Source organism: Paenibacillus catalpae (genome assembly GCF_900112695.1).
In the GTDB taxonomy this organism is placed as follows: Bacteria; Bacillota; Bacilli; order Paenibacillales; family Paenibacillaceae; genus Pristimantibacillus; species Pristimantibacillus catalpae.
Genome location: NZ_FOMT01000001.1, coordinates 504259 through 528482 on the forward strand (window position 1 = coordinate 504259; position 24224 = coordinate 528482).

General features: G+C 49.7%; 20 protein-coding genes. 18 read left to right on the forward strand and 2 right to left on the reverse strand.

Going from position 1 to position 24224, the window contains the following annotated elements; translation table 11 throughout:
- Positions 1-62: 62 nt before the first annotated feature.
- Both BM200_RS01890 and BM200_RS01895 read left to right on the forward strand, forming a co-directional pair.
- Positions 63-1394 carry a PhoH family protein gene (locus BM200_RS01890; RefSeq protein WP_091180695.1) on the forward strand — a complete coding sequence of 444 codons (1332 nt, stop codon included), beginning with the start codon at positions 63-65 and terminating at the stop codon, positions 1392-1394.
- Between the two features lie 326 nt (positions 1395-1720).
- On the forward strand, positions 1721-2974 hold the full coding sequence (locus BM200_RS01895) for an extracellular solute-binding protein (RefSeq protein WP_091180698.1): 1254 nt from the start codon (positions 1721-1723) through the stop codon (positions 2972-2974).
- Here the strand turns inward: BM200_RS01895 and BM200_RS01900 are convergent.
- On the reverse strand, positions 2952-4052 hold the full coding sequence (locus tag BM200_RS01900; RefSeq protein WP_091180702.1) for a hypothetical protein: 1101 nt from the start codon (positions 4050-4052) through the stop codon (positions 2952-2954). The genes BM200_RS01895 and BM200_RS01900 overlap by 23 nt on opposite strands.
- Before the next feature lie 99 nt (positions 4053-4151).
- On the opposite strand from BM200_RS01900, the gene BM200_RS01905 reads away from it, so the two are divergent.
- Positions 4152-5306: a class I SAM-dependent methyltransferase gene (locus BM200_RS01905; RefSeq protein ID WP_175532704.1), complete on the forward strand. Its 1155-nt coding sequence runs from the start codon at positions 4152-4154 to the stop codon at positions 5304-5306.
- A gap of 63 nt (positions 5307-5369) precedes the next feature.
- Here BM200_RS01905 and BM200_RS01910 read toward each other — a convergent pair whose 3' ends face one another.
- Entirely contained in the window at positions 5370-5606 is a 237-nt protein-coding gene (locus BM200_RS01910; protein ID WP_091180709.1) for a DUF2626 domain-containing protein, read from the reverse strand.
- A 265-nt stretch (positions 5607-5871) separates the two neighbouring features.
- Here BM200_RS01910 and BM200_RS01915 point away from each other — a divergent pair, with 265 nt between their 5' ends.
- From BM200_RS01915 to BM200_RS01990, 15 genes are all read left to right on the forward strand, one after another.
- The gene (locus BM200_RS01915; protein WP_091180712.1) at positions 5872-6522 is read left to right on the forward strand and encodes an RsfA family transcriptional regulator; all 651 of its coding nucleotides are present in this window, start codon (positions 5872-5874) and stop codon (positions 6520-6522) included.
- Between the two features lie 459 nt (positions 6523-6981).
- Entirely contained in the window at positions 6982-7914 is a 933-nt protein-coding gene (locus tag BM200_RS01925; RefSeq protein WP_091180716.1) for a ketopantoate reductase family protein, read from the forward strand.
- 24 nt (positions 7915-7938) lie between these two features.
- Positions 7939-8334 (forward strand): DUF3397 domain-containing protein, encoded by a 396-nt coding sequence (locus tag BM200_RS01930; RefSeq protein WP_091180717.1) that lies wholly within the window; start codon positions 7939-7941, stop codon positions 8332-8334.
- 141 nt (positions 8335-8475) lie between these two features.
- Positions 8476-10113, forward strand: a complete 1638-nt coding sequence (gene bshC / locus BM200_RS01935; RefSeq protein ID WP_091180719.1) for a bacillithiol biosynthesis cysteine-adding enzyme BshC — start codon at positions 8476-8478, stop codon at positions 10111-10113.
- Between the two features lie 30 nt (positions 10114-10143).
- Positions 10144-11406: an adenosylhomocysteinase gene (locus BM200_RS01940; RefSeq protein WP_091180722.1), complete on the forward strand. Its 1263-nt coding sequence runs from the start codon at positions 10144-10146 to the stop codon at positions 11404-11406.
- Between the two features lie 350 nt (positions 11407-11756).
- A complete protein-coding gene (locus tag BM200_RS01945; protein WP_091180724.1) occupies positions 11757-12950 on the forward strand; it encodes an ornithine--oxo-acid transaminase in 1194 nt (397 codons plus the stop codon).
- Positions 12947-13834 (forward strand): arginase, encoded by an 888-nt coding sequence (gene rocF, locus BM200_RS01950; protein WP_091180727.1) that lies wholly within the window; start codon positions 12947-12949, stop codon positions 13832-13834. The genes BM200_RS01945 and rocF overlap by 4 nt, the downstream gene beginning before the upstream one ends.
- Before the next feature lie 84 nt (positions 13835-13918).
- Entirely contained in the window at positions 13919-14950 is a 1032-nt protein-coding gene (locus tag BM200_RS01955; RefSeq protein WP_175532705.1) for a DUF4349 domain-containing protein, read from the forward strand.
- A gap of 130 nt (positions 14951-15080) precedes the next feature.
- The gene (mraZ, locus tag BM200_RS01960) at positions 15081-15518 is read left to right on the forward strand and encodes a division/cell wall cluster transcriptional repressor MraZ (RefSeq protein ID WP_091180731.1); all 438 of its coding nucleotides are present in this window, start codon (positions 15081-15083) and stop codon (positions 15516-15518) included.
- A 30-nt stretch (positions 15519-15548) separates the two neighbouring features.
- A complete protein-coding gene (rsmH, locus tag BM200_RS01965; RefSeq protein WP_091180734.1) occupies positions 15549-16499 on the forward strand; it encodes a 16S rRNA (cytosine(1402)-N(4))-methyltransferase RsmH in 951 nt (316 codons plus the stop codon).
- Positions 16500-16559: 60 nt separating this feature from the next.
- Positions 16560-16946: a cell division protein FtsL gene (gene ftsL, locus BM200_RS01970; protein ID WP_175532706.1), complete on the forward strand. Its 387-nt coding sequence runs from the start codon at positions 16560-16562 to the stop codon at positions 16944-16946.
- Positions 16947-16955: 9 nt separating this feature from the next.
- Entirely contained in the window at positions 16956-19202 is a 2247-nt protein-coding gene (locus BM200_RS01975; protein WP_091180738.1) for a penicillin-binding protein, read from the forward strand.
- A 100-nt stretch (positions 19203-19302) separates the two neighbouring features.
- The gene (locus tag BM200_RS01980) at positions 19303-21240 is read left to right on the forward strand and encodes a stage V sporulation protein D (protein WP_091180741.1); all 1938 of its coding nucleotides are present in this window, start codon (positions 19303-19305) and stop codon (positions 21238-21240) included.
- Between the two features lie 84 nt (positions 21241-21324).
- Positions 21325-22812 (forward strand): UDP-N-acetylmuramoyl-L-alanyl-D-glutamate--2,6-diaminopimelate ligase, encoded by a 1488-nt coding sequence (locus BM200_RS01985; RefSeq protein ID WP_091180743.1) that lies wholly within the window; start codon positions 21325-21327, stop codon positions 22810-22812.
- Positions 22809-24221 (forward strand): UDP-N-acetylmuramoyl-tripeptide--D-alanyl-D-alanine ligase, encoded by a 1413-nt coding sequence (locus BM200_RS01990; RefSeq protein WP_091180746.1) that lies wholly within the window; start codon positions 22809-22811, stop codon positions 24219-24221. Before BM200_RS01985 ends, BM200_RS01990 begins: the two co-directional genes overlap by 4 nt.
- The last annotated feature ends 3 nt before the right edge of the window (positions 24222-24224 follow it).

Below are 24224 nucleotides of genomic sequence, written 5' to 3' on the forward strand. Positions count from 1 at the left end.
CCCGCAGCCAAGTATGGCTATGTATGCCTATCTATTGAATGACCGACGCCGGGAGGGTTTTCATGAAAAAAATATTCGTGCTCGACACTAATGTGCTGCTTCATGATCCGCAATCACTCTTTGCCTTCGAGGATAACGAAGTCATCATTCCCGCGGTGGTGTTGGAAGAAATCGACTCCAAGAAGAGGCTGGCAGACGAACTAGGGCGTAATGCGCGTTCCATATCCCGGTTGCTCGATGGTATGCGGGTGGATGGGCATCTTCACGAGGGCATTATCCTTCCTAACGGTGGACTGTTAAAAGTGGAGCTTAATCATCGGAGCTTTATGCGCGTACAAGAGATGTTCGGAGAAATGTCCAATGATAACCGGATTCTTGCTGTCGCGCTCAACTATCATTTGGAACAGCTGGAGAAAGAACAGGCAAGCACTGTTGTTCTTGTAAGCAAAGACGTGCTTGTCCGGATTAAAGCGGATGTGCTGGGCCTCAAAGCCCAGGACTATTTGTCCGACCAGACCGTGTCCACGACTGATTTCTATGCCGGCTATGAAACGTTGTTTGTCCATCCGTCTGTGATCGATGAATTTTATTCGTACCGGTTCCTGACGGTCAAAAGCTTACAGAATATAGCCAGGCTGAAGCCAAATGAATTTGTCATCTTGCGGGATGAGATGGGGACCTCCAAATCAGCCCTGCTGAAAGTCAGTCAGGATGGCATACGCCTAGAGCCGTTGTTCTTAAGCAACGACCCGATATGGGGAATAACAGCCCGGAATGCCCAGCAGCGCATGGCTCTTGAGCTGCTGCTCAACGACGAAATCCCGCTTGTCACGCTAACCGGCAAAGCAGGTACAGGCAAGACGCTGCTCGCGCTTGCTGCAGGCCTCTTGAAGGTAGAGGATGAGCATAAATACAAAAAGCTCCTCATTGCCCGCCCGGTTGTCCCGATGGGCAAGGATATCGGTTACCTGCCGGGCGAGAAGGAAGAGAAGCTGCGCCCTTGGATGCAGCCGATCTATGATAACCTGGAGTATTTGTTCGATACGAAGAAATCCGGTGACATTGATAAAATATTGATGGGCCTGGGCAGCATTCAGGTGGAGGCACTTACCTATATCCGCGGCCGCTCGATTCCGGGGCAGTTCATCATTATTGATGAAGCGCAAAACTTAACGAAGCATGAAGTCAAAACGATTGTCTCCCGTGTCGGTGAGGGCAGTAAAATCGTTCTTATGGGCGACCCGGAGCAAATTGACCATCCTTATCTCGATGCCGTCAGCAACGGGCTCACGCATATCGTAGAACATTTCAAAAGCGAAGGAATCAGCGGACATATTACTCTCGAAAAAGGCGAACGCTCCAAGCTCGCCCAGCTGGCAGCCGATTTGTTATAGTCTTTAATCAAAGCAGCGGTGCGGGGAAATCCCAGCACCGCTGCTTTCGGTTTATAGGCAAAGGTTAATGGACGTGAATGGATTCCTGCACTGTTTGAACTATAATCGAAGGAATCCATGAGCAATGGCGATCGGAAGAACATTTGAATTACGAAGTTTGCGAATTAACCTAATGGTATGGTGGGGTACAACGTCCTAGTTCAAAAAGAACAGACATGTTTGGACAACTCTACATTTTATTGCTATGATAGGTTTAATAGAGTAGACATCGGGGGCATAATGTTACACCGGAAAGGGAGAAGTGTGTGGCTACGAGGAGATCTGTTATGATCTTTGCAGGAGCGGTGCTGTTGTCCGTTATTTTGCTTATTCCGAATCTGGATCCACATAAACCGGCTTCAACCGGCAGCAGCTCCCATGATGCGAATGCAGGACCTGTGGTGGGCGATCTCGATGAAGAGCCGGCGGAATCAATTGTTGTAACCGTTTCCATGGCACCTGAGGAATTTGCTTATTTAGAAGAAGCGAGCGAACGCTTTCGCATGAGGTATCCGAATATCCATGTTCAGCTGCAAAATGTTGAATCTAAGGAAGAAGCTTATACGGCATGGAAACAAGACCTCATGTTGGGCTCTTCCTCTGATATTATGCTGATGGACAGCGGCTGGGTAACGGAATTTGCGGTGATGGGCCTGCTTGAGCCTGTTGACAGCGTCAATACGGCAAATACCGTTTCCGATCAGCCGGCGAAGCTTCTGGCGCCGCTAAAGTGGAACAGTTATCTGTGGGGGATTCCCTATGATGCAGATCCCTCTGTTCTTGTATGGAATAAAGCGATGTTAGCTGATCAGAATTTGAACGAGCCGCCAAAAGACTGGGCAAGCTTTAGCGAATTGGCCAGCCATTTAACGGCTTCCGGCAAAGCATCGGAGTCATTGCTTTATTTGCCTGCCGATTTCAGCGGGACTGCCGCTTGGCTGGATGCATGGAGCAGTGCGGAGAAGCGCGGGGCCGGGTACTTGTTATTAAACGAAGAGTCGGCTAACCGTCTGAAAGAGACGGCTTCTTTGACGATTCCCTCAGCATCGCTTAATACCCTTTTACTCGGGACGGAAATGGATAATCAGCGGCTGCTTGCATCGGTTATTCCATGGTCACTGTATAAAGGACTGTCGAGAACTGAGCAGGACAAGCTGGAAATTGATAAGAGCAAGATCCGTAACCTGTGGCTTGGAAGCCGGAGTTTTGTAGTCTCTGCTAATTCAGACAAAATAGAGGCTGCATTCACCTGGATCAAGGAGATGACAAGTGTCACCGAGCAGGAACGTAATTACGTACGCTTCGGCAAATTGCCTGCCAAAAATTCTGTATACGAAATAAGCGGATATTCGGGCACAACGTCCCAATATCCGCCTTCGTGGTGGTTGCCTTTGCTTAATGAAGAACCAATCAGCGAGCCTCCTGCTCCCAGCTGGCATAAAGAGTGGGCTCGCTGGCAAGCTTTATGGAAGCTCTATGTGACCGGAGCTACTGACATTACTTCCTTTATCGGTTCCGTCACAGCTTCATCTTCAAATTAACAATAAGTTCTTTGTCTTTCATCTCAACTGATTTGGCTTGTATGAAAGTAATCAAATCACCCGGATAAAAACCGAGATCAAATTTCTCTTCAAGTGTTTTTCGTGTCGTATCCGGCAGTGCAAAACCGTTAAACAACAGCTCATCGACATGGAATACGATGCCGTTCTTAGGCTCCTCTTCTACGGTATAATGGCCGGTTACAGCAATATCAATGTTGTCATGCTTGCCGGAGGCGGTTACTTTGCCGTCTTCAAACCGGAAGGAGAAGTCGTTAAATCGTTTATCCTGTTCTCTAAGGAAAGTGTTAAGTGCATCTTCAGGAATGCGAATCGTGTAGTTAAATCCATTAATTTCAAGATATTGCTTGTTATCCTCGAGCCAATTCGGTAGCTTATTCATCGCCTTGGATATAGCGCCGAAATACAATTCCACTTCCTGTAGGCCCGCTGATTCCCAATAATTCGTCAGCTCTTCCATAAGCAAGCGAAGCCGATCCGCATCGGAACGTCCGGCGAGCTCACCGTCGATCTGCTGTTCCAGCTGAGCGACACGGTTACGCTGCGTTTGAAGCCGGTTTTCAATTTCTTCGAGCTCTGTTTTTCTGCTGCCGAGCTTGGTGTATTCTTCTTTCAAACTCATATATTCGTTCGTGTAGGAATCAAGTGTGTTCCGGTCCTTTGTGAAAATGATATCGACGTAGTCCAGCATGGCGAACAGCTCGTGCAAGGAGTTAAAGGAAAGAATGGCACGCAGCAATATTTCCCGTTCCCCCATATAATAAGCGCGCAGCACCTTGCCGGCTTCTTCGCGCTTTTCTTTAATGTCCTGTTCACGCTGCACAATATTTTTGTCGGTGACCGACATCTCATCCATAACTTTTTGTTTTTCAGTCTGTATACGGGCAATTTCTTTATCGATCTCAACGATGGATAAGCTTTTCTCCAGAATCTGATTGACCTGCTCGTCCTCCGTCAACTGAGGCTCGGCCAGAACGGGAAGTTTGCATACGGCAAGCATTAAAATGATAAGAAGGATAAAGAGCAATCTGCCTCGAACATAAACGCGATGGAATGCCACCAGCCGCCTCCTTTCTCACGTTGCCAGGCCTGTACAGCAATCATTGTATGTGTATGCGACGGTTCCATTTATTATATCTTATCGCCGGGAGTTGAACAGGTGAAAATAGGCAAAAAAACGTTAATTGACCGTATTTCGGATGAGATTGCCGGGATGCCTGCCGAGGGCTGGCATCCCGGTGCAGCACGCTCAACGGAGCGTGTCCGATGCATGACGTTTAAACAATATATGAGCTTGTGCTTATATGACAGGCAAGACGGTTACTACCGGTCTGGTCCGGTTCGGATAGGCAGGAAGGGAGATTTCTATACAAGCTCCGCCGTAGGCACGGTGCTCGCCTATTGTTTGGCGAATTATTTGCTTACATATGCGGCAGGCAGGGAGATGCAGCTGGTGGAATGGGGAGCGGGCACAGGGCGACTGACAATGCAAATTCAGGAAGCCGTGAAAGCAAAATTGGACCATTCTTCTGATTCTTCATTCAGGCCCGTTTTAATCGATGATCATCCCGGCCATTTGGATGAGGCCAAGCTGGCTTTGTCTCCATACCGTTTCTTATCACCGTTGTTCCTTTCTTCCGATGAGGCCATGCAAACAGGCGGGTTTTGGCGGGAGCTGCCCACGGTTGTGCTTGCGAATGAACTGCTGGATGCATTCCCCGTACATCGCATAACGGCAGAGAGGGGGGAACTCGTTGAGCTTGGCGTTGCGGGTAATGCAGAAGAAGGCTTTTTTGAAGTGCATATGCCGCTATCCGATGAACGTATTGCTGCGGCCCTGCAAAGGGACGGCATCCGGCTGACGGAAGGGCAGCAAACGGAGATTAATATCGAAGCGGAAGAATGGCTGGGAAGTCTTCGTGAGGTGATGGGTTCAGGTCGTGTCATTATCATCGATTACGGACATGAAGCCGAGGAGTATACAGCAGAGCACCGGATGAAGGGGACATTGCTTTGTTATTCGGATCATTCCGCGTCCGATGAGCCATACCTTCGGATCGGAGAGCAGGATATGACCGCTCATGTGCCGTTTACCTCAATACGGCACGCGGCGCAGGCTGCAGGCTGGGAGATCGTTTACTACGGGACCCAAAAGCAATTTCTCGTCGACTACGGTGCCTTTGAGCTCCTTCAGAATCATACGGAGGCAGACCCGTTTGGGCCAAAGGCAAGAATGAACCGTGCAGTCCGCCAGCTTCTGCTGAGCGACAGCATGAGCGAAACCTTTAAGGTTCTGATCCTGGATAAGCGATGAATAAGCAAATACATTAAAAAAGGTGCAGCTCCTCGGAGCTGCACCTTTTGCCGTTCGCATACTTTAGAATGGATTGCCCATTTTAAATACCGTCCAATAAGTAAAGCCTGCAAACGAAATGACCATATAACCCCAGAACATGAGTATGTATGTTCGCTCGCTAAATTTAAGATAACCCAGGAAAACGAAAGCGATCGCTTGTGCAAAAAACAGAAGTGCGAATTCAGTCATGTGACCTGCGAAAGCCATCAAGCCGATCACAAGCGTCCAAAAACCGAGTACCCGATACATGCGTGCCATGAAAACATCCCCCCTTCGTTCTTACCCGAATTTCTATTGTACATTATAACGGTTGAATTTGGCAGTGTAAACAAGCAAGTACGAACAAATTCAACTATTTTGTGTAAATTGGAAAGGTTATGACATCAGTTTGCGCGTTAATCCGAAAATTATGTATGAGCTTTTTGAAATTTGGTTATACAAATTAGTATCCAATAGATTCTATGAACTCTACCAAGGGCATAGAGATAAAGTAAGCGCCTTTACGTAAGGAGGTTTTGGTCGCATGACAGCAGTCAGACAAGATGCGTGGAGTCCCGACGACGATCTAATACTCGCCGAAGTTACACTACGCCATATTCGCGAAGGAAGTACCCAGCTTGCGGCATTCGAAGAGGTGGGGGAACGTATTGGACGGACGTCTGCAGCTTGCGGATTCCGCTGGAACAGTTGTGTCCGCAAACGTTATGAAGAAGCGATTCAAATTGCCAAACAACAGCGCCAGAAGCGCAACTATTTGAAAAAACAGGCGATTGTCGCTACCCCTCATGTCTCTTCTATTGCCGTTTTTGATGCAGAAGAAAGAGCATTTAGTGCTAATGCGGTAACCACGGAAGAAGGTTTATCCGTTGATTCCATTATTCGTTTTCTTAGACAATTCAAGACCACTTATCAAGACGTAAGCCGTCAAATCAAGTCTTTCGAGAAAGAACTGAAGGAAAAAGATGATGAGATTGAGCGATTGCGTGATGAGAATGAGAGATTGTCTAAAGAGGTAAACAATGTTCAGACTGATTACCGGGCCGTCAATGATGATTATAAAACATTGATTCAAATTATGGACCGGGCACGCCGGCTGGCGGTGTTAACGCATGAAGAGGAAGCAAAGCCTCGGTTTAAAATGGATGCGAACGGGAACTTGGAACGCATTGAGTAAGTAGATGCCCCGCCGGGATAATAACGGCGGGGTGTTCGCATTTTATAACCCTTGGAGCCCTTGCGGGATATACGGAAACAGGTATGCTATATATACGAGCATACTTTTTTTATGCTCAACACCAAGGCCTGGATATGGCCTTATTAGTGGCATTCCTTTTTGGTAAATGCTTACGAAGTAATGAATCATCACCATGGCCTCTATAAAGAACCATTGTGGTGATAATTCATTTAGGTTGATGCTTACGAAGTAATGAATCATCACCATGGCTCTATAGGAGCCATAGTGGTGATAATTCATTTTAGTTGATGCTTACGAAGTAATGATTCATCACCATGGCTCTATAAAGAGCCATAGTGGTGATAATTCATTTTAGTTGATGCTTACGAAGTAATGAATCATCACCATGGCTCTATAAGGAGCCATAGTGGTGATAATTCATTTTAGGAGGATCAGGATTTGAAGATACATATAGTTGGCGGCGGTGCAATCGGGCTGCTGCATGCCGGCCGGCTTGCACAGGCGGGGCAGGAGGTTACGGTCTGGACAAGAACGGACAAACAGGCGGAGCAGCTTCGGACGGAAGGGATCAGGCTGGAGGATCTTAACGGTGAAGCTTGCGATATCCCGGTGTTAAGCTATACTCTTGCAAGCCTAGCGAAGCAAAGCGGCAAAGATGATTCCCCATCCTGGATCATCCTTACGGTGAAGCAAACTCATATTGATGTTTCACTTCTTCGTCAGATACAGCTTCTTAGTCACCGGCATACCGCGGTACTCTGCCTTCAGAACGGAATTGGGCATATGGACAAGCTGGTCGACTTCCTGCCAGAAGCTGCTTTGTATACGGGTGTCACCTCCATTGGAGCCAGACGGCTGGATGTGCGCAGCGTCCGGCACACAGGTGAAGGGCAATTATGGTTTGGACCGTTAAATGAGGACAAAAAGGACGAAAATCTCCAAAATTTGTTGTTAAATATGCTTCAATCGGCAGGATTCAGCGTCCAGTTGTCGAATGAGATGAAGGGCCGGATTTACCAAAAGCTGCTTATTAATGCAGTTATCAATCCGCTTACAGCTATTTATGATACGACGAACGGAGAGCTGCCCCGGCATCCGTCGCGGCTGAAGCTGATGCGGTCTTTATACGAAGAAACAGTATCTGTTCTTGCGGCAGACGGCAAGAAGCCTGAGGATGATGGCTGGCAGCGCGTGCTTCAGGTTTGTGAGGCTACAGCAACCAATGTATCCTCTATGCTGAGTGACGTAAGAGCCGGACGCGAGACGGAAATTGATTGGATTAACGGCGGGGTATCGGCGCTTGCAAGACAAAGCGGGATGCCTTCCCCATTGAATGATGCCGTTACAGCACTAGTGAAGCAGCTTCATTAAGTGATAAGGAAAGGTGCGGATGACATGGGCTTTATATGGGACAGCATTAAATACGTCTATGCCTATTTGGCTGTAATACCTGTCATTCCATTTCTTCTTGTTTATTTCGGGTATGGCATGTTTTCGGACGATAGGAAGAAAGCGTTTCAGCTGGCGATGGATGCTACAACGGCACTTCTGATCGGATGTGTCGCTGTATTGTTCGACTCCTTGTTTAACAGCTCCTTCGGGCTGTACGCCATTATTCTTTTTATGCTGCTTGGAGGCGGTTTGCTGGGCAACATGCAGTTCCGCAAGCGCGGGAGCGTAAATGTCAAACGGGTGTTCCGGGCTGTGTGGAGACTTGGATTTTTTACGATGAGCATGGCCTATCTGCTTCTGATGTTTATTGCAATCGGACAAAAAATTTTCTCTGCATAGTTTAATAAAGACCTGCAACTAATAAGTTGCGGGTCTTTTTCTTTTGACGTGCGGCTTATCCTTTGTGTACAATCAAAGTGTTGCTTGATTGATTACAGTTATTAAAAATATATGATTGATTTAGGAGGAACTGGTTGCGCTATGAATACGGAACAATATGACTTGCCAAGCGCCCAGCCTTTAACAGAGGCTTATATACATCGGAAGGACGCGAATCTGGATGTGCTGTACGGCTATCATGCCGGGCAGGAGCAGGATTGGACAACCCGCATGCAGCGGCTGGAAGAGCTTGCCGGCAGCAGGGCGAATGCAGCGGAAGTAGCTGAAGTTCTGCGCCAATATAACAGCCCGAATACGACACCTGAGGTAGATGCATCTATCCGCGCCATTGCAGAAGGCGCCCCGGTTATTATTGGCGGACAGCAAGCCGGATTGTGGTCAGGAGCGCTGCTTGTGATACATAAAGCGGTCTCTGTTGTCAGCGGCGCCAAATGGGCGACAGAAAAGCTTGGCCGCAAGGTTGTGCCGGTTTTCTGGATTGCAGGAGAAGATCATGATTGGGATGAGGCCAATCATACGTATGTACTGAATGCGGAACAGGAGCTTCGCAAGCTGACGCTGCAGCGTCCGGAAGGTCCGCGAACCTCGGTCAGCCGTACTCAGATTGAGGCGGACGGCTGGAACACGCTGCTGGAAGAACTGGAGCAGACGCTTCCGCATTCTGACTTCAAGCCTGGTCTGCTTGAGCAGCTGAAGCAAATTACGGAACAGTCCCGTTCGTTATCGGATATGTTTGCGGGAATTTTGGCCTTTTTGTTCGGCAAGGAAGGTTTAGTGCTGCTGGATGCGGACGATCCTAAGCTTCGCAAGATTGAAGCGCCGATGTTCCGCCGGATGATTGAGCAAAACGATGAGCTGGAGCAAGCTTATAAATCGGCTGCGGAGAAAGTGAAATCATTTGGCTATCAGCTGCAAGCGGATGTTGTGGAAGGCAGCGCGAACCTGTTTGTCTTTAATCAGGCAAACGGGGATGAGAGAACGCTGCTTCACAAGCGTGACGGACAGTTCCAGGACCGGAAAGGAACAGCCTTCTGGTCGAAGGATCAGCTCCTTCAGCTTACGGAAGAGCAGCCTTCACAGCTTAGCAATAACGTATTGACAAGACCGATTATGCAGGACTATCTGTTCCCTGTACTTGGTACGGTTCTTGGCCCGGGTGAAATTGCATATTGGGCATTAACCGGCGAAGCTTTCCGTAAGCTGGGAATGGAAATGCCGATAATTGTGCCGCGGATGTCCTTCACGCTGGTAGAAGGAACGATCGCAAAGCATATGATGAAGTATGAGCTGTCTTTTGAAGACGTGGCCAAACGATTCGAAGCCCGCAAGCAGCAATGGCTGGGCGAACAGGATCAGCTGTCCATTGAAGAGAAGTTCCATGAAGTGAAACAGTCGTTCATTACCATGTATGGGCCGCTGCTGGAGCTTGCCGGTTCGGTTCAGCCGGGACTTCTGAAGCTCGGGGAAACCAATCGCCAGAAGATCGTTGAACAGATCGAATATTTGGAAGCCAAGACGAAAGATGCGTTTAATAAGCAATATGATGCATCTATACGCCAGCTTGACCGCATTGCACTCTCATTATGGCCGAGCGGCAAACCGCAGGAGAGAGTGATCAATATGGCAGGGTATTGGAACCGTTACGGCTCGGCTTGGCTGGAGAAGCTTCTTGAGCTTCCATTCAGTCCGGTGGGCGGTCATCAGCTCGTTTATTTATGAGAGAATTGACGTAGGAGGCTATTAAAAGGCATGAGTACATTGGAAAACAGCATTATCCGCGATATCGCCCTTGCACCGGAAGGGCATCTAAAGATTGACTGGGCAAGCGCGCATATGCCGGTATTGAACCGGATCCGCGAGCAATTCGAGCAGGAGCTGCCTTTTAAAGGGCTGAAAGTGACGATTTCGCTTCACCTGGAAGCGAAGACGGCTTATCTGGCAAAAGTCGTCAAAGCAGGCGGTGCTGACGTAACGATTACGGGCAGCAATCCGTTATCGACGCAGGACGATATTTGCGCAGCCCTTGTGGAGGATGGCATTACTGTCTTTGCCAAGTACAACCCGGATCCGAAGGAGTATAAGGAGCTGCTGATCAAGTCGCTTGAAACAAAGCCGGACCTTATCATTGATGACGGCGGCGATCTCGTGACGATTCTGCATACAGAGCGTCCTGACCTCCGAGAGAATATTCGCGGCGGCGCGGAGGAAACAACGACAGGTATTATTCGTCTGAAGGCGATGGAGAAGGAAGGCACATTGAACTTCCCGATGGTTGCCGTTAATGACGCTTACTGCAAATATTTGTTCGATAACCGTTATGGTACCGGCCAATCCGTCTTTGACGGAATTAACCGCACGACCAATCTTGTAGTAGCAGGCAAGACCGTTGTAGTAGTCGGTTACGGCTGGTGCGGCAAAGGTGTAGCGATGCGTGCCAAAGGTCTTGGCGCGAACGTGGTTGTCACCGAAGTGGATGCGATCAAAGCGGTTGAAGCTTATATGGACGGCTTTACTGTACTTCCAATGTCGGAAGCGGCAAAAGTCGGCGAATTGTTCATCACGGTAACCGGCAATAAAGACTGTATCCGTGCCGAGCATTATGATGTGATGAAGAATGGAGCGATTCTCTCCAATGCCGGTCACTTCGATGTGGAGTTCAACAAGCCTGAACTGGCTGCCATGTCTACGGACATCCGTACCGTTCGCCGCAATATTGAAGAATATAAGCTGAAGGACGGCCGCAGCATCTATGTGCTGGCAGAAGGACGTCTCGTTAACCTGGCTGCAGGTGATGGACATCCTGCTGAAATTATGGATACGACCTTTGCTCTGCAGGCGCTTGGCCTCAAATATGTAAATGAAGAGTATGCGAACATCGGTAAAAAGGTTGTGAACGTGCCTTACGAGCTGGATGAGCAGGTAGCGCGCTTCAAGCTGGATTCGCTGAACATCAGCATCGATAAGCTGACGCCTGAACAGGTGACTTATCTCGACAGCTGGAAGGAAGATTAAAACATATTTTTCATCAACTTTACAGTAAAAGGACGCGCCGGCAGGCGCGTTCTTTTTTTTGCGGTCATGGGACTTGCGGCAATCACCGTAGAATGAAACAAGGACTATGCTTACGAAGTAGAATGGCTCCGCAATTCTTAGGCCGATGCTTACGAAGTAGAATGGCTCCGCAATTCTTAGGTGGATGCTTACGAAGTAGAATTGCTCCGCAATTCTTAGGCCGATGCTTACGAAGTAGAATGGCTCCGCAATTCTTAGGCCGATGCTTACGAAGTAGAATTGCTCCGCAATTCTTAGGTCGATGCTTACGAAGTAGAATTGCTCCGCAATTCTTTAAGGAGGGATCGCATATGAGAAGCTCCGTTGACACGATACAACTTATGGATCGTTTCGGTGCACGTAACTATAGTCCGCTTCCTGTTGTAATTGCGCATGCAGAAGGAGTATGGGTGGAAGACCCGGAAGGCCGGAGGTATATGGATATGCTTAGTGCCTATTCCGCTCTGAACCATGGTCACAGGCATCCCGCGATAATCCGTGCACTAAAGGAGCAGGCGGATAAAGTGACGCTTACTTCAAGGGCCTTCCACAGCGAGCAGCTTGGTCAGCTGTACAAGAAGCTTGCGGAATTTACGGGCAAGTCCAAGATTCTGGCAATGAATACAGGGGCAGAAGCGGTTGAAACGGCATTAAAGGCAGCGCGCCGCTGGGCGTACCGGATTAAGGGGGTAACTCCCGGGCAGGCAGAGATCATCGTTTGTGAAGGGAATTTCCACGGCCGGACCATAACGATTACCTCCTTTTCCTCGGAAGCACTGTACCGCGCGGGCTTTGGTCCTTTTACGCCTGGATTCAAAATCATTCCGTACGGCGATGTTGAAGCACTTGCAAATGCCATAACGCCAAATACGGCAGCTTTCCTTGTTGAACCGATTCAAGGTGAAGCAGGTGTTGTTCTTCCGCCTGACGGTTATTTGAAGCAGGCGTTTGAACTATGCAGGCAGCAGAATGTTTTGTTTATGGCCGATGAGATACAGACGGGCTTTGGACGGACGGGCAAAAGGTTTGCCTGCGACTGGGAAAATGTTGTGCCGGATGTCTACATTCTTGGCAAGGCGCTAGGGGGAGGCGTCCTGCCGATTTCGGCTGTTGCAGCAGGGGATGATGTGCTTGGGTTATTCGAGCCCGGCTCGCATGGCTCAACTTTTGGCGGCAATCCGCTGGCTTGTGCAGTTGCATTAGCTGCGCTCAAGGTGATGGAGGAAGAAAAGCTGGCTGAGCGGTCGGAACAGCTAGGCCGCTACTTTAAGCAATGTCTGGAGTCAATTCGACATGAAGATATTATCGAGGTCAGAGGAAAAGGTTTGTTTATCGGAATGCAGCTGTCTGTTCAGGCGCGGGCTTATTGTGAAGCCCTGTTCCAGATCGGTCTGCTGTGCAAGGAAACTCATGAGACGGCGATCCGCTTCGCTCCGCCGTTAATTATATCGAAGGAGGAGCTCGACTGGGCGCTGGAGCGGATTAAGGAAGTGTTTCAAATATGACAAAGCTTTCAATATTATCCGTTCCATTTGGCCTTGGTGCCGGACATCCCGGCAGCGAGCAAGCTCCCGGTCATTTGTTCCAGCTGGGCCTTCTTCAGAGTTTGCAGCAGCACGGCTGCAAAGTTGATGAGCTTAAGCTGATTGGAAGCTCCGGCATTCCTTCTCCTGCTATCCAGGTACCGATGAAGCATTCATCTGAAGTGATCAAGACGGGAATAGCGCTTGCTGGAGCGGTAAAAGCTGCAGTATCGGCCGGCAATTTCCCTTTTATATTAGGCGGTGATCACAGTCTGGCGATGGGAACATTAGCCGGCCTGACCGCGCAATATCGACGGCTAGGCGTCATTTGGATCGATGCGCATGCCGATATGAATACGGAATTAACTAGCCCTTCCGGCAATATGCACGGTATTCCGCTTGCGGTTGCCCAAGGAAGGGCACAGCTGTCTTTGTCGCATTTATGGCCTGGAGCGGGTACGGTTGCCCCCGGCAATATTGTCCTAATTGGAGCCCGTGATCTGGATTCCGCGGAAGAAGCGCTAATCCGGTCGGAAGGGATAACCTGCTTCGGAATGGCTGATATCAGACGTATGGGCATGGATGGAGTAGTAGCAGAAGCGCTTCGGATTGCGGGAGCTGCGGCAGACGGTATTCATCTCAGCTTTGATATTGACAGCATAGATCCTTCTGAAGCACCTGGCACGGGGACGCCCGTGCAGCATGGCTTAACTTCGGACGAAGCGAGGCAAGCACTCTTGCTGCTTGGCCGTTCTGACCAAATAACCTCCGCCGAGTTCGTGGAAGTGAATCCGCTGCTTGACCGTGCCGACCAGACAGCTATACTGGCGCTGGAGCTGATTGAATTATTCCTGAAGAGTCTGTAGCGTTTACAGTATTTTACTCCCTCGTGCAACCTTTCTAATTCATAAGCGTCTAGGACGATGAATGATATAAAAGGGGGAGTAAAGATGCGTAAAAAGAGAAAATGGTATGCCTTCTTACTCATGATTGTGGCGGTTGCACTTATTATTGGGGGATGTTCAGCAGCTGACGGGGATACGAATTCAAAGGCAAACAGCGGCGGGAATGCCGCTGCTGCAGCGGATTCATTTGAGCAGCAAGAATCCGGACAGACAGCAAGTTCAGCCGAAGCGCCGGCTGCTGCTGGCGGAGACAGTGACGGCGGGTCAATCGGTGAGATAGCGGCGGAAGGCACCGGAACCGGCTTGAATCAGAAACTTATCTATAAAGCGAATTTATCGATAGAGGCTGTGGATTACGATAAGGCGGCTACATCGCTTCGCAACGCGATTCATCAGTCGGGCGGATATATATTGCAATTTCAGGATGGTCAGTACAACGGGGAGAAAAGCTCCACTTATACGATTAAAGTGCCAGCAGCCGGTTTTATGGATTTTATAGACCGGTTAAACGACGGTATCGAGCATAAGCAATTTGAGCGGCAGATCAGCGGGACGGATGTAACCGAGGAGTATGTCGATCTTCAGTCGAGACTGAAGGCTCAGCAGGTAGTAGAGGAAAGGCTGCTGGCATTTATGGATAAGGCGACAAAGGCAGATGACCTCGTGAAGTTCTCGGAGCAGCTGGCGACGGTGCAAGAAAATATCGAACGGCTGAAAGGCCGGATCCGGTATCTGGATAACAATGTCTCCTACTCAACAATTGAGCTCAGGCTATATCAACCAGATGCGAAGTCGGATGCAAAATCCGTAGAAGACGGACTTGGCAATGAAATGTCCTCTGCCTTAAATGACAGTGTTGATGCCATGATCTCTGTACTGAAGGGATTATTGATCTTTATTGCCGGTGCGCTGCCGATTTTACTGCTGGCTCTCGTTATCGGACTTCCGATTTACTGGCTGCGCGGCCGTAACCGCAACCGTGAAAAAAATAACTTCCATACACCTCCAAGGACATCAATAACCCCTCCCGTTCAAGAAGATAACAAGGAAGATGATCAGAATCAGCCAAACGGTTAATCATATGAATTATTTTTCAAAAATCCTGCTCATGGAGCAGGATTTTTATTTTAGGTGGCGAACTACTGTATCTTAGTGGGGAAATGTGGTGCGAAGTGGAGGATATGGGGGAAGGGGTGGGGCGCATCTCATGTTTATGGGTGAATATCAACATACCATTGACGAGAAAGGCCGCATTATCATTCCTTCGAAGTTCCGGGAATCGCTTGGTACCAGCTTTATCGCAACCCGCGGACTGGATAACTGCTTGTTTGTTTACCCGATGAGCGAGTGGGGTGTGCTTGAGCAGAAGCTGAAGTCGCTGCCTCTTATGAAGTCGGATGCCCGCGCGTTTACCCGGTTTTTCTTTTCCGGAGCAACAGAATGCGAGTTGGACAAACAGGGAAGGGTAAACATACCAGCCCATCTTCGTGAATATGCCAAGCTGGACAAGGATTGCATGGTGCTTGGGGTCTCCAGCCGCGTTGAGATTTGGAGCAAGTCAACGTGGGAGGGTTATTACGAGCAATCCGAACAGGCGTTCAACGAAATCGCGGAGAAATTGGTTGATTTCGACTTCAACTTCTAGAGTAAACAACAAGAATGGGAGGATGTTAGCGTGTTTCAGCATATTACAGTGCTATTGGAAGAGGCGGTTGACGGACTGGCAATCAAGCCAAACGGCATATACGTCGACTGTACGCTTGGCGGCGCAGGCCATAGTGAACGAATTGTGTCCCAGCTAAGCGATGGAGGGCGTTTGATCGCATTTGACCAGGATAATGCAGCGCTGGATAACGCACGCGTAAGGCTTGCTCCCTATATGGATAGAGTAACGCTAGTCAAAAGCAATTTTCGCTATTTGGAAGAAATGCTGCTAACGTGTGATGTTCCAATCGTCGACGGTGTTCCGCAGGTAGACGGCATTCTGTTTGACCTCGGTGTCTCCAGCCCGCAGCTGGATGAGGCGGAACGCGGCTTCAGTTACAATCATGATGCCCCGCTGGACATGAGGATGGATCAGGGTGGTGCCTTAACCGCTTATGATATCGTCAACAGCTGGGAAGAGCGGGAGATTTCTCGAATTCTGCATGTGTACGGTGAGGAGAAGTTCGCAAGATCGATTGCACGCAAGATTGTCCAGGCCCGTGAGAATGCGCCGGTGGAAACAACCGGTGAGCTTGCCGAGCTGGTCAAATCCGGTATTCCGGCTGCAGCAAGACGGACAGGCGGCCATCCGGCCAAACGCTCGTTCCAGGCTCTCCGAATCGCCGTGAATGACGAGCTTCGGGCTGAGGAGGATGCATTAGAGCAAGCGGTAAAATGCATTCGTCCAGGCGGCAGAGTTTCCGTAATTACGTTCCATTCCTTAGAGGATCGCATCTGCAAGCAATTATTTGCGAGTTATGTTGAAAAATGCACTTGTCCGCCGGATTTCCCGAAATGCGTATGCGGCGGCACAGGAAAGCTTCGGTTAGTGAACCGCAAGCCGATTGTTCCGACAGAGCAGGAGCTCGAAGTTAACCCTCGCTCTCGTTCGGCCAAGCTGCGAGTCGCAGAAAAATTGTAAGTTAAGAAGATGCTTATGAAGCAAGAATTGCTTCAAAATTCTTTTAAGGGGGTTCTTTCATTGGCTTATATTAACGGCAATTTGGCGATGCAGCCAAAGCGTAAGCCGGATCAGCGGCCAACCGTCCGCGAGACGAAACGAATTGTTGTAAAGCGCAAGTCCATACCCGTTCAAGAAAAGCTGCTTTATATGTTTACCGTCGTATTTTGCGTAATCGTGCTTGGCGTCATTGTGAACCAGTACGCCAAAAACTACGATTTACGCGTGCAAATCAAGCAGATGAACAATCAAGCTACAGCTATGAGCATTGATATGAAAGAGTTGCAGAAGCAAGTCGAGATGCTGAGTGATCCGGAGCGGATCCGTAGAATGGCTGAGACACAAGGCATGGCTAGCACGGAACAGCCAGACATCATGGTCAATACACAATCCGCTAAGACGGAATAGGTGACGCATATGGTGAAACGAATTAAACTGCGCACGTTGTTGTTTGGAGGGATAATGACCCTCCTTTTTGTTGTTCTAATCGGCAGAATCTATTGGGTGCAGGTGGTCAAAGGCGACTTTTGGTATGATAAGGCCAAGACAAGATGGGCGGCCGAAGAGAAGCTTATAGCGAAGAGAGGTGCAATTACAGACAGGGACGGCAATATGCTCGCTATGGATTCTATTGCTTATGATGTGGCGGTTAATCCGGATATCATCCATTCCTTGAATATTGCAGACGAGGTAGCAGAGGGACTTCATAAATTGCTGGACAAGCCTGAAGCTGATTTGCTTAAGATCGTCACGGCACAAAAGGATGACGGCAAATTCTATCAGCAGCGCGAGATTCATGAAGAAGGCTGGAAGATTGATAAAGAGCTTGCTGACAAGGTTATTGCCTTCCGGGATGAGTTGAAAAAAAAGCATGATACAAAAGACGTCGGCATTTATCTGTTTGAGGATCAGAAGCGTTATTATCCCCGTAATTCCATGGCATCTCAGCTTCTTGGTTACGTGACGAAGGAAGGTCAGGCGGCGACGGGGATTGAGGCATTCTTCAATGATAAGCTGAAAGGCGAAGACGGAGAGCTCAAGTACGAGAAGGACGGCAAGCGTGTCCAGCTCGCGGAAGGTGATGTCGAATACAAGCCGGCCAAGGACGGACAGGACATTGCGCTGACGATTGATATGGATATTCAGAACTATGTGGAGAAGGCACTCGAGGATATCAATGAGAAGTATCATCCGAAGAGTATTACTGCCGTGGCAGCCGATCCGAATACGATGGAAATTTTGGCGATGGCCAATTATCCGACCTTTAATCCGAATACGTATTGGGACAGCAATTTTGAGAACGCCTATAACCATTCGATCAAGTCGTTATACGAGCCTGGTTCTACGTTTAAGATTGTCACGCTGGCAGCAGCTGTGCAAGAAGGGATTTTTAATCCGAATGCAAAGTATCATTCCGGTTCTATAGCAGTACCTGGCGCACCGGTTAAAGATATTAACAAGGTTGGCTGGGGAACGATTTCGTATTTGGAAGGCCTTAAACGCTCAAGTAACGTAGCCTTTGTAAAGCTCGGCTGGGAACAGCTTGGCGGAGATAAACTCCTGGATTATATTAACCGGTTTGGCTTTGGCCAGAAGACGGGGATTGAGCTCGGCGGCGAAGCTGCAGGAGCCATCAATGTTAACTTATCGATTCCGTCGGATATTGCCCGCGCTTCATTTGGCCAAGGCAAGGTACAGGTTACCGCTCTGCAGCAGGTTGCTGCCGTAGCAGCTGTGGCCAATGGCGGTAAGCTTTTGGAGCCGCATATCGTGAAACAAGTGTACGATCCAAATACCAAAACGACGGTTAAAACAGAGCCGAAAGTCATTCGTGACAATGTCATTTCCAAGGAATCCTCGAAGAAGGTCGGCGAATACCTAGAGCAGGTCGTTTCCGATCAGGAGATTGGTACCGGACGCAATGCATACATTGAAGGCTATCGGGTGGCAGGCAAGACAGGTACAGCGCAAAAGGTTATTGGCGGCAAATATTCTACGTCCAAGTTTGTGGTATCATTTATCGGTTATGCTCCGGTCGAGAATCCGAAGATTGTCCTTTACATCGTTGTTGACGAACCTGATGATTCGCTTGCCGGAGGCGGCGCTGTTGCGGCACCGGCCTTCAAGGATATCGTATACAAGAGCTTGAAACATATGGGCATTGCACCTAATATTAAAGGCGCCGGGGATGAGAAGAAAGAAGTAACGGTAACCGTACCGAAGCTTTCGAATCTGACGGTATCCCAAGCGAAAGCCCAATTGAAGTCGCGCAGTCTGAATGCCGAGGTTGTAGGCGGCGGCACAAAGGTCGTCCAGCAGGTCCCCGCATCCGGCGCGTCTGTCCATCCTGCCCAGAAGGTTTACTTAATCACGGAGCAGCGGGACAAGCTGAAAATTCCGGATATGACAGGCATCTCCTTGCGTGATGCCCTTGAAATTGCCTCCGTTTTGGATATCCGCGTAACCGTGAAGGGTGAAGGATATGTCGCAAGCCAGAAGCAAGTGACGAAGAATGGCGAGCGGCTGCTCGAGCTTACGCTTGTGCCGCAGACCGATCCGGCGATCAGTCAGATCGATTCTGCTGATTCGAAGGATGCCAAGTCGAATGCCGGAGACAGCAACGAAACGGATGATGAGAAAGTAGAAACAGCAAATACGCAATAATTGATCCATAGCTTGTTCTATCCCCCACTTGTCCCTCATAGGTTGGGAATGAGCGTCAGCGTACGCTCAGCCGAAGGATGAGGCGTAAGGGGGAACAAGGATGAAAGTATCAAATGTAACGTTGCGTCGCCGGCTGTTTATTGTTTTACTGGTCTGCGTTGCAGCTTTTGCGGGTTTGATTTTCCGGCTTGCCTACGTTCAGTTGTGGCAAGGAGAGAAGCTGTCCGCGAAGGCGGAGGATTCCTGGCGGCGCGAAATTCCTTATAAGGCGAAGCGGGGCGAGATCTGGGACCGTAACGGGGTGAAACTGGCTTTTGATGTGAGTACGCCATCCGTACTCGCCATCCCCGTGCAAATTCCGGATAAGCAGGCAACTGCCGCCAAGCTTGCGCCTTATTTGGACATGACCCAGGAGGCATTGGTCAAGCTGTTATCGAAAAAAGCGATGGTTGTTCAGTTGAAGCCGGGCGGGCGTAAAATGTCACTGGATAAAGCCCAGCAGGTCAGAGACCTGAGACTGCCGGGCATTGTCGTTGCAGAGGATCATAACCGTTATTATCCGTTTGGCAGTCTTGCTGCCCATCTGCTCGGATTCACCGGTGTGGATAAAGGACTGACAGGGGTAGAAGCCAAATATAACGATATGCTCACGGGCATTGACGGCAATGTTTCTTATTTGTCGGATGCATCCGGCAAGATGATGCCTAACTCATCGGATACTTATCAGGCACCGCAGCAAGGCTTGACGATGGAATTAACGATTGACCAGCAGATCCAATCGGTGATGGAACGGGAGCTGGATCAGGCAATGACCGCTCTCCAGGCCGACAATATTATTGCAATCGCGATGAACCCGAATAACGGTGAGATTCTTGGCATGGCCAGCAGGCCTACCTATGAACCGGCCAATTACAAGGAATTCCCGAGCGAAGTATATAACCGCAATCTTCCGATCTGGATGACCTACGAGCCAGGTTCAACGTTTAAGATCATTACTCTTGCTGCCGCCATCGAAGAGAAGAAGGTAGATTTGAAGAACGAAACTTTCTTTGATCCCGGTGCTGTTGAAATCGGCGGAGCGAGGCTTCGTTGCTGGAAAAAAGGCGGCCATGGCAGCCAGACCTTCCTTGAGGTTGTGCAAAACTCCTGCAACCCGGGATTTGTAAACCTTGGTAATCGGCTTGGCAAAGAGAAGCTTTTCGATTATATTAAAAACTTCGGATTTGGTACAAAAACAGGCATTGATATTCCTGGCGAAGCGAACGGCATCTTGTTCAAGCTGGATAAGGTTGGTCCTGTCGAGCTTGCTACAACAGCCTTCGGTCAAGGCGTATCGGTCACACCGATCCAGCAGATTGCTGCCGTCTCGGCCGCAATAAATGGCGGTACCTTGTATAAACCCCATGTAACCAAAGCATGGATCAATCCGCAAACCAATGAAACGGTGGAGCAGATAGAACCGGAAGCCGTCCGAAATGTTATTTCGGAAGATACGTCGAAGCAGGTGCGGGAAGCGCTTGAAAGCGTCGTTGCGCTTGGAACGGGCGGCAATGCTTTTATCGACGGATACCGGGTGGGCGGAAAAACAGGTACCGCGCAAAAAGTAATTAACGGACGTTATTCTCCAAATGAACATATCGTATCCTTTGTCGGCTTCGCTCCGGCAGATAAACCTGAGATCGTCATTTATGTTGCGGTAGATAATCCGCAAGGCATCCAATTTGGCGGTGTCGTGGCAGCTCCAATCGTGCGTAATATTATGGAGGATGCCCTCACCATCATGCAGGTACCGCCTCGCGATAAGCAGATTGATAAGAAGTATAAGCTTGGTGAACTTCCGATGGTGACCGTGCCCAATCTGGTTGGTCAATCGGTATCGGATATTTACGAGGATATGAATATGAACTTCAATCTGTCTTCAGCCGGTTCAGGGAAAATTGTGATCCGTCAGGCTCCAGCAGTTGGTGCCAGAGTCGAGAAAGGTTCTACGATACGGATTTATTTGGGTGATGAGGATGATTTATCGGATTCTCATTGACTTACAATAGTCAAGGAGGATGATATAATACATTCTCGTTGACCATAATGAGAGATGACGACCTACATACGGGAGGAAAACAACATGCGATTAAGCGAATTGGCAGAACTGCTCATAACGGCGAGGCTGAAAGGTTCCGGGAATACGGAGGTGACTGGCCTCGAGACGGATTCCCGCAAGGTGGAGCCGGGACAATTGTTCATCTGCCTGCCGGGGCATACGGTTGACGGTCATGCCTATGCGCCTCAGGCGGCAGCCAAAGGCGCAGTCGCATTCGTCGTCGAACGCGAGCTGGAGCTCGATGCTCCACAGCTGATCGTGAAGGACAGCCGGCTGGCTATGGCCGTTCTGGCTGATCATTTCTACGGTCATCCTAGCAGAGCTTTGAACCTTATTGGGGTAACGGGGACGAATGGCAAGACGACTACAACCTATTTGATTGAACAGATATTGAATGATAATGGCAGAAGCTCCGGCGTGATTGGCACGGTAGAGATGCGTTATGCCGGAAAAACGTTCCCGATGTCCGGGACTACGCCGGAGGCGCTTCAGCTTCAGCAGTACCTCGCGGCTATGCGCGAGGAAGGAACAGCCTATTGCGCGATGGAGGTATCCTCGCATGCCTTGGAGCAAGGGCGTGTAAAAGGCTGCCGGTTCCGTACAGCTGTCTTTACTAACCTGACGCAGGATCATCTGGATTACCATGGCACGATGGAGAAGTATGCGGCAGCCAAAGGTTTGTTCTTCTCCCGGCTGGGCAATGAATTCGCGGCCCGGACTGAGGACCGTTCTTATGCGGTTCTGAATGCGGATGATGAAGTATCTGAGCAGTTTGCCAAGCTGACCGCGGCAGAAGCTATTACGTACGGCATTGACCGCGAAGCAGATGTACGTGCCTCAAACATTCGGATTTCTGCACAAGGAACGGCATTCCGGGTAAGTACATTCCGCGGTGAGACGGAAATCGCGCTTCAGATGGTCGGCAAGTTCAACGTCTATAATGCACTGGCTGCCATTACGGCTGCTCTTGTTGAAGGCGTAACGCTCGAGCAGATCAAGGCAAGTCTCGAAGCCATTCCCGGCGTACCGGGCCGTGTCGAGTCTGTACAGGCCGGCCAGGACTTCGCTGTAGTCGTTGACTATGCCCATACGCCTGACGGTCTCGAGAACGTGCTCCGCGCGGTTAAGGAACTTGCTCCTCCGCGGATTATTTGCGTATTTGGCTGCGGAGGCGACCGCGACCGGACGAAGCGTCCGATTATGGGGTCCATTGCAGCCCGCTATGCCGACTATGTGCTGGTCACTTCCGACAATCCCAGAACGGAAGATCCGGATCTCATTCTGAAGGATATTGAAGCCGGTCTTGTGAAGGACGGGGTATCTTCGAATAAGTATGAGCTGATGGTTGACCGCCGCGCTGCGATTGAAAAAGCGGTTGAAATGGCAAGCCCGGGCGATGTAGTATTGATTGCGGGGAAAGGCCATGAAACGTATCAAATTATAGGAAGCGTTACGCATCCTTTTGACGACCGTTTGGTGGCAAAAGAAGCGATAAGGGGATTATTACATTGATCAATCGTACATTGGAGCAAGTCGCCGACATGTGCGGCGCTAGAGCCTATAAAGGCGAATCAATCCGCATTGCCGGTGTTAGCACGGATACGCGCAGCATTCAGGCCGGCCAGCTGTTTGTACCGCTTGTAGGCGAGAACTTTGACGGTCATCATTATGTTGCCCAGGCGCTCTCACAGGGGGCGGCAGCTGCGCTTTGGGAGATGAAGCGCGAAGTACCGCAGGAGCTGGCTGATGCACCGCTCCTGTTTGTAAGAGATACGCTTAAGGCACTCCAGCAGCTGGCAACCTCCTATCGGGAGGAACTGTATGTCCGTGTGATCGGCATCACAGGCAGCAACGGCAAAACAACCACAAAAGACATGGTTGCTGCTGTACTGGGAACTTCTTATAAAGTTCACAAGACAGCCGGCAATCTGAATAATCATATCGGTCTACCGCTAACGGTTCTTCAGCTTGATGAAGAGACGGATGCGGCAGTCCTTGAGATGGGAATGAGCGGCTTTGGCGAGATTGAGCTGCTTACGAACATTGCCCGCCCGGATGTCGCGGTCATTACGAATATCGGTGATGCGCATCTGCTTCAGCTCGGCTCTCGCGAAGGTATCGCGAAGGCGAAGCTGGAGATTGCGCAAGGACTTCATTCTGGAGGGATTTTGCTGTACAACGGTGATGAACCGCTGCTTGAGGCAGAACTTAAGACGATGAGTCTGCCGGAAGGCACGCAGCTGCAAACCTTTGGTCTGGGGGAATCCAACGACTGGTCGGCGGCCGAAATTGCCGTTGGCGCTGTATCTTCGACCTTTGCCGTTAAGCGTAAAGGGCAGGATCATGCATCTGCGCCGTATACCATTCCAGTACCTGGTCAGCATAATGTCAGCAACGCGCTTGCAGCTATTGCGATCGGACGACGGTTTGGAATTTCGGAAGAGGATATCCGTAATGGTTTGATTGGTCTTGAACTGACCGGGATGAGAATTCAGCCGGTTAAGGCGCATAATGGCGCTATGATTCTTAACGATGCATATAACGCAAATCCGACAGCCGTACGCGCGGCGATTGACCTGGTCGGCCAGTTGACCGGCTTCCGCCGGAAATGGCTTGTGCTTGGCGATATGCTGGAGCTTGGACCGGACGAAGAGTCGCTTCATTTTGAGACGGGAGCTTATATTACGCCGGACAAGGCTGATGCCGTTGTAACATGCGGGTTTTTATCGCAGCATACGTCGGCAGGAGCATTGTCTCAGTTCCCCGCGGATGCGAAGGATACGGCAATTGTACATTTTGACGATAAAGGGAAGCTTGGACAATGGCTGAAAGAGCAAGTGGAGCCTGGGGATTTGGTGCTTGTCAAAGGCTCGCGCGGAATGCGTATGGAACAGATTGTCCAATCTTTGGAAGCGAGGTGAGCT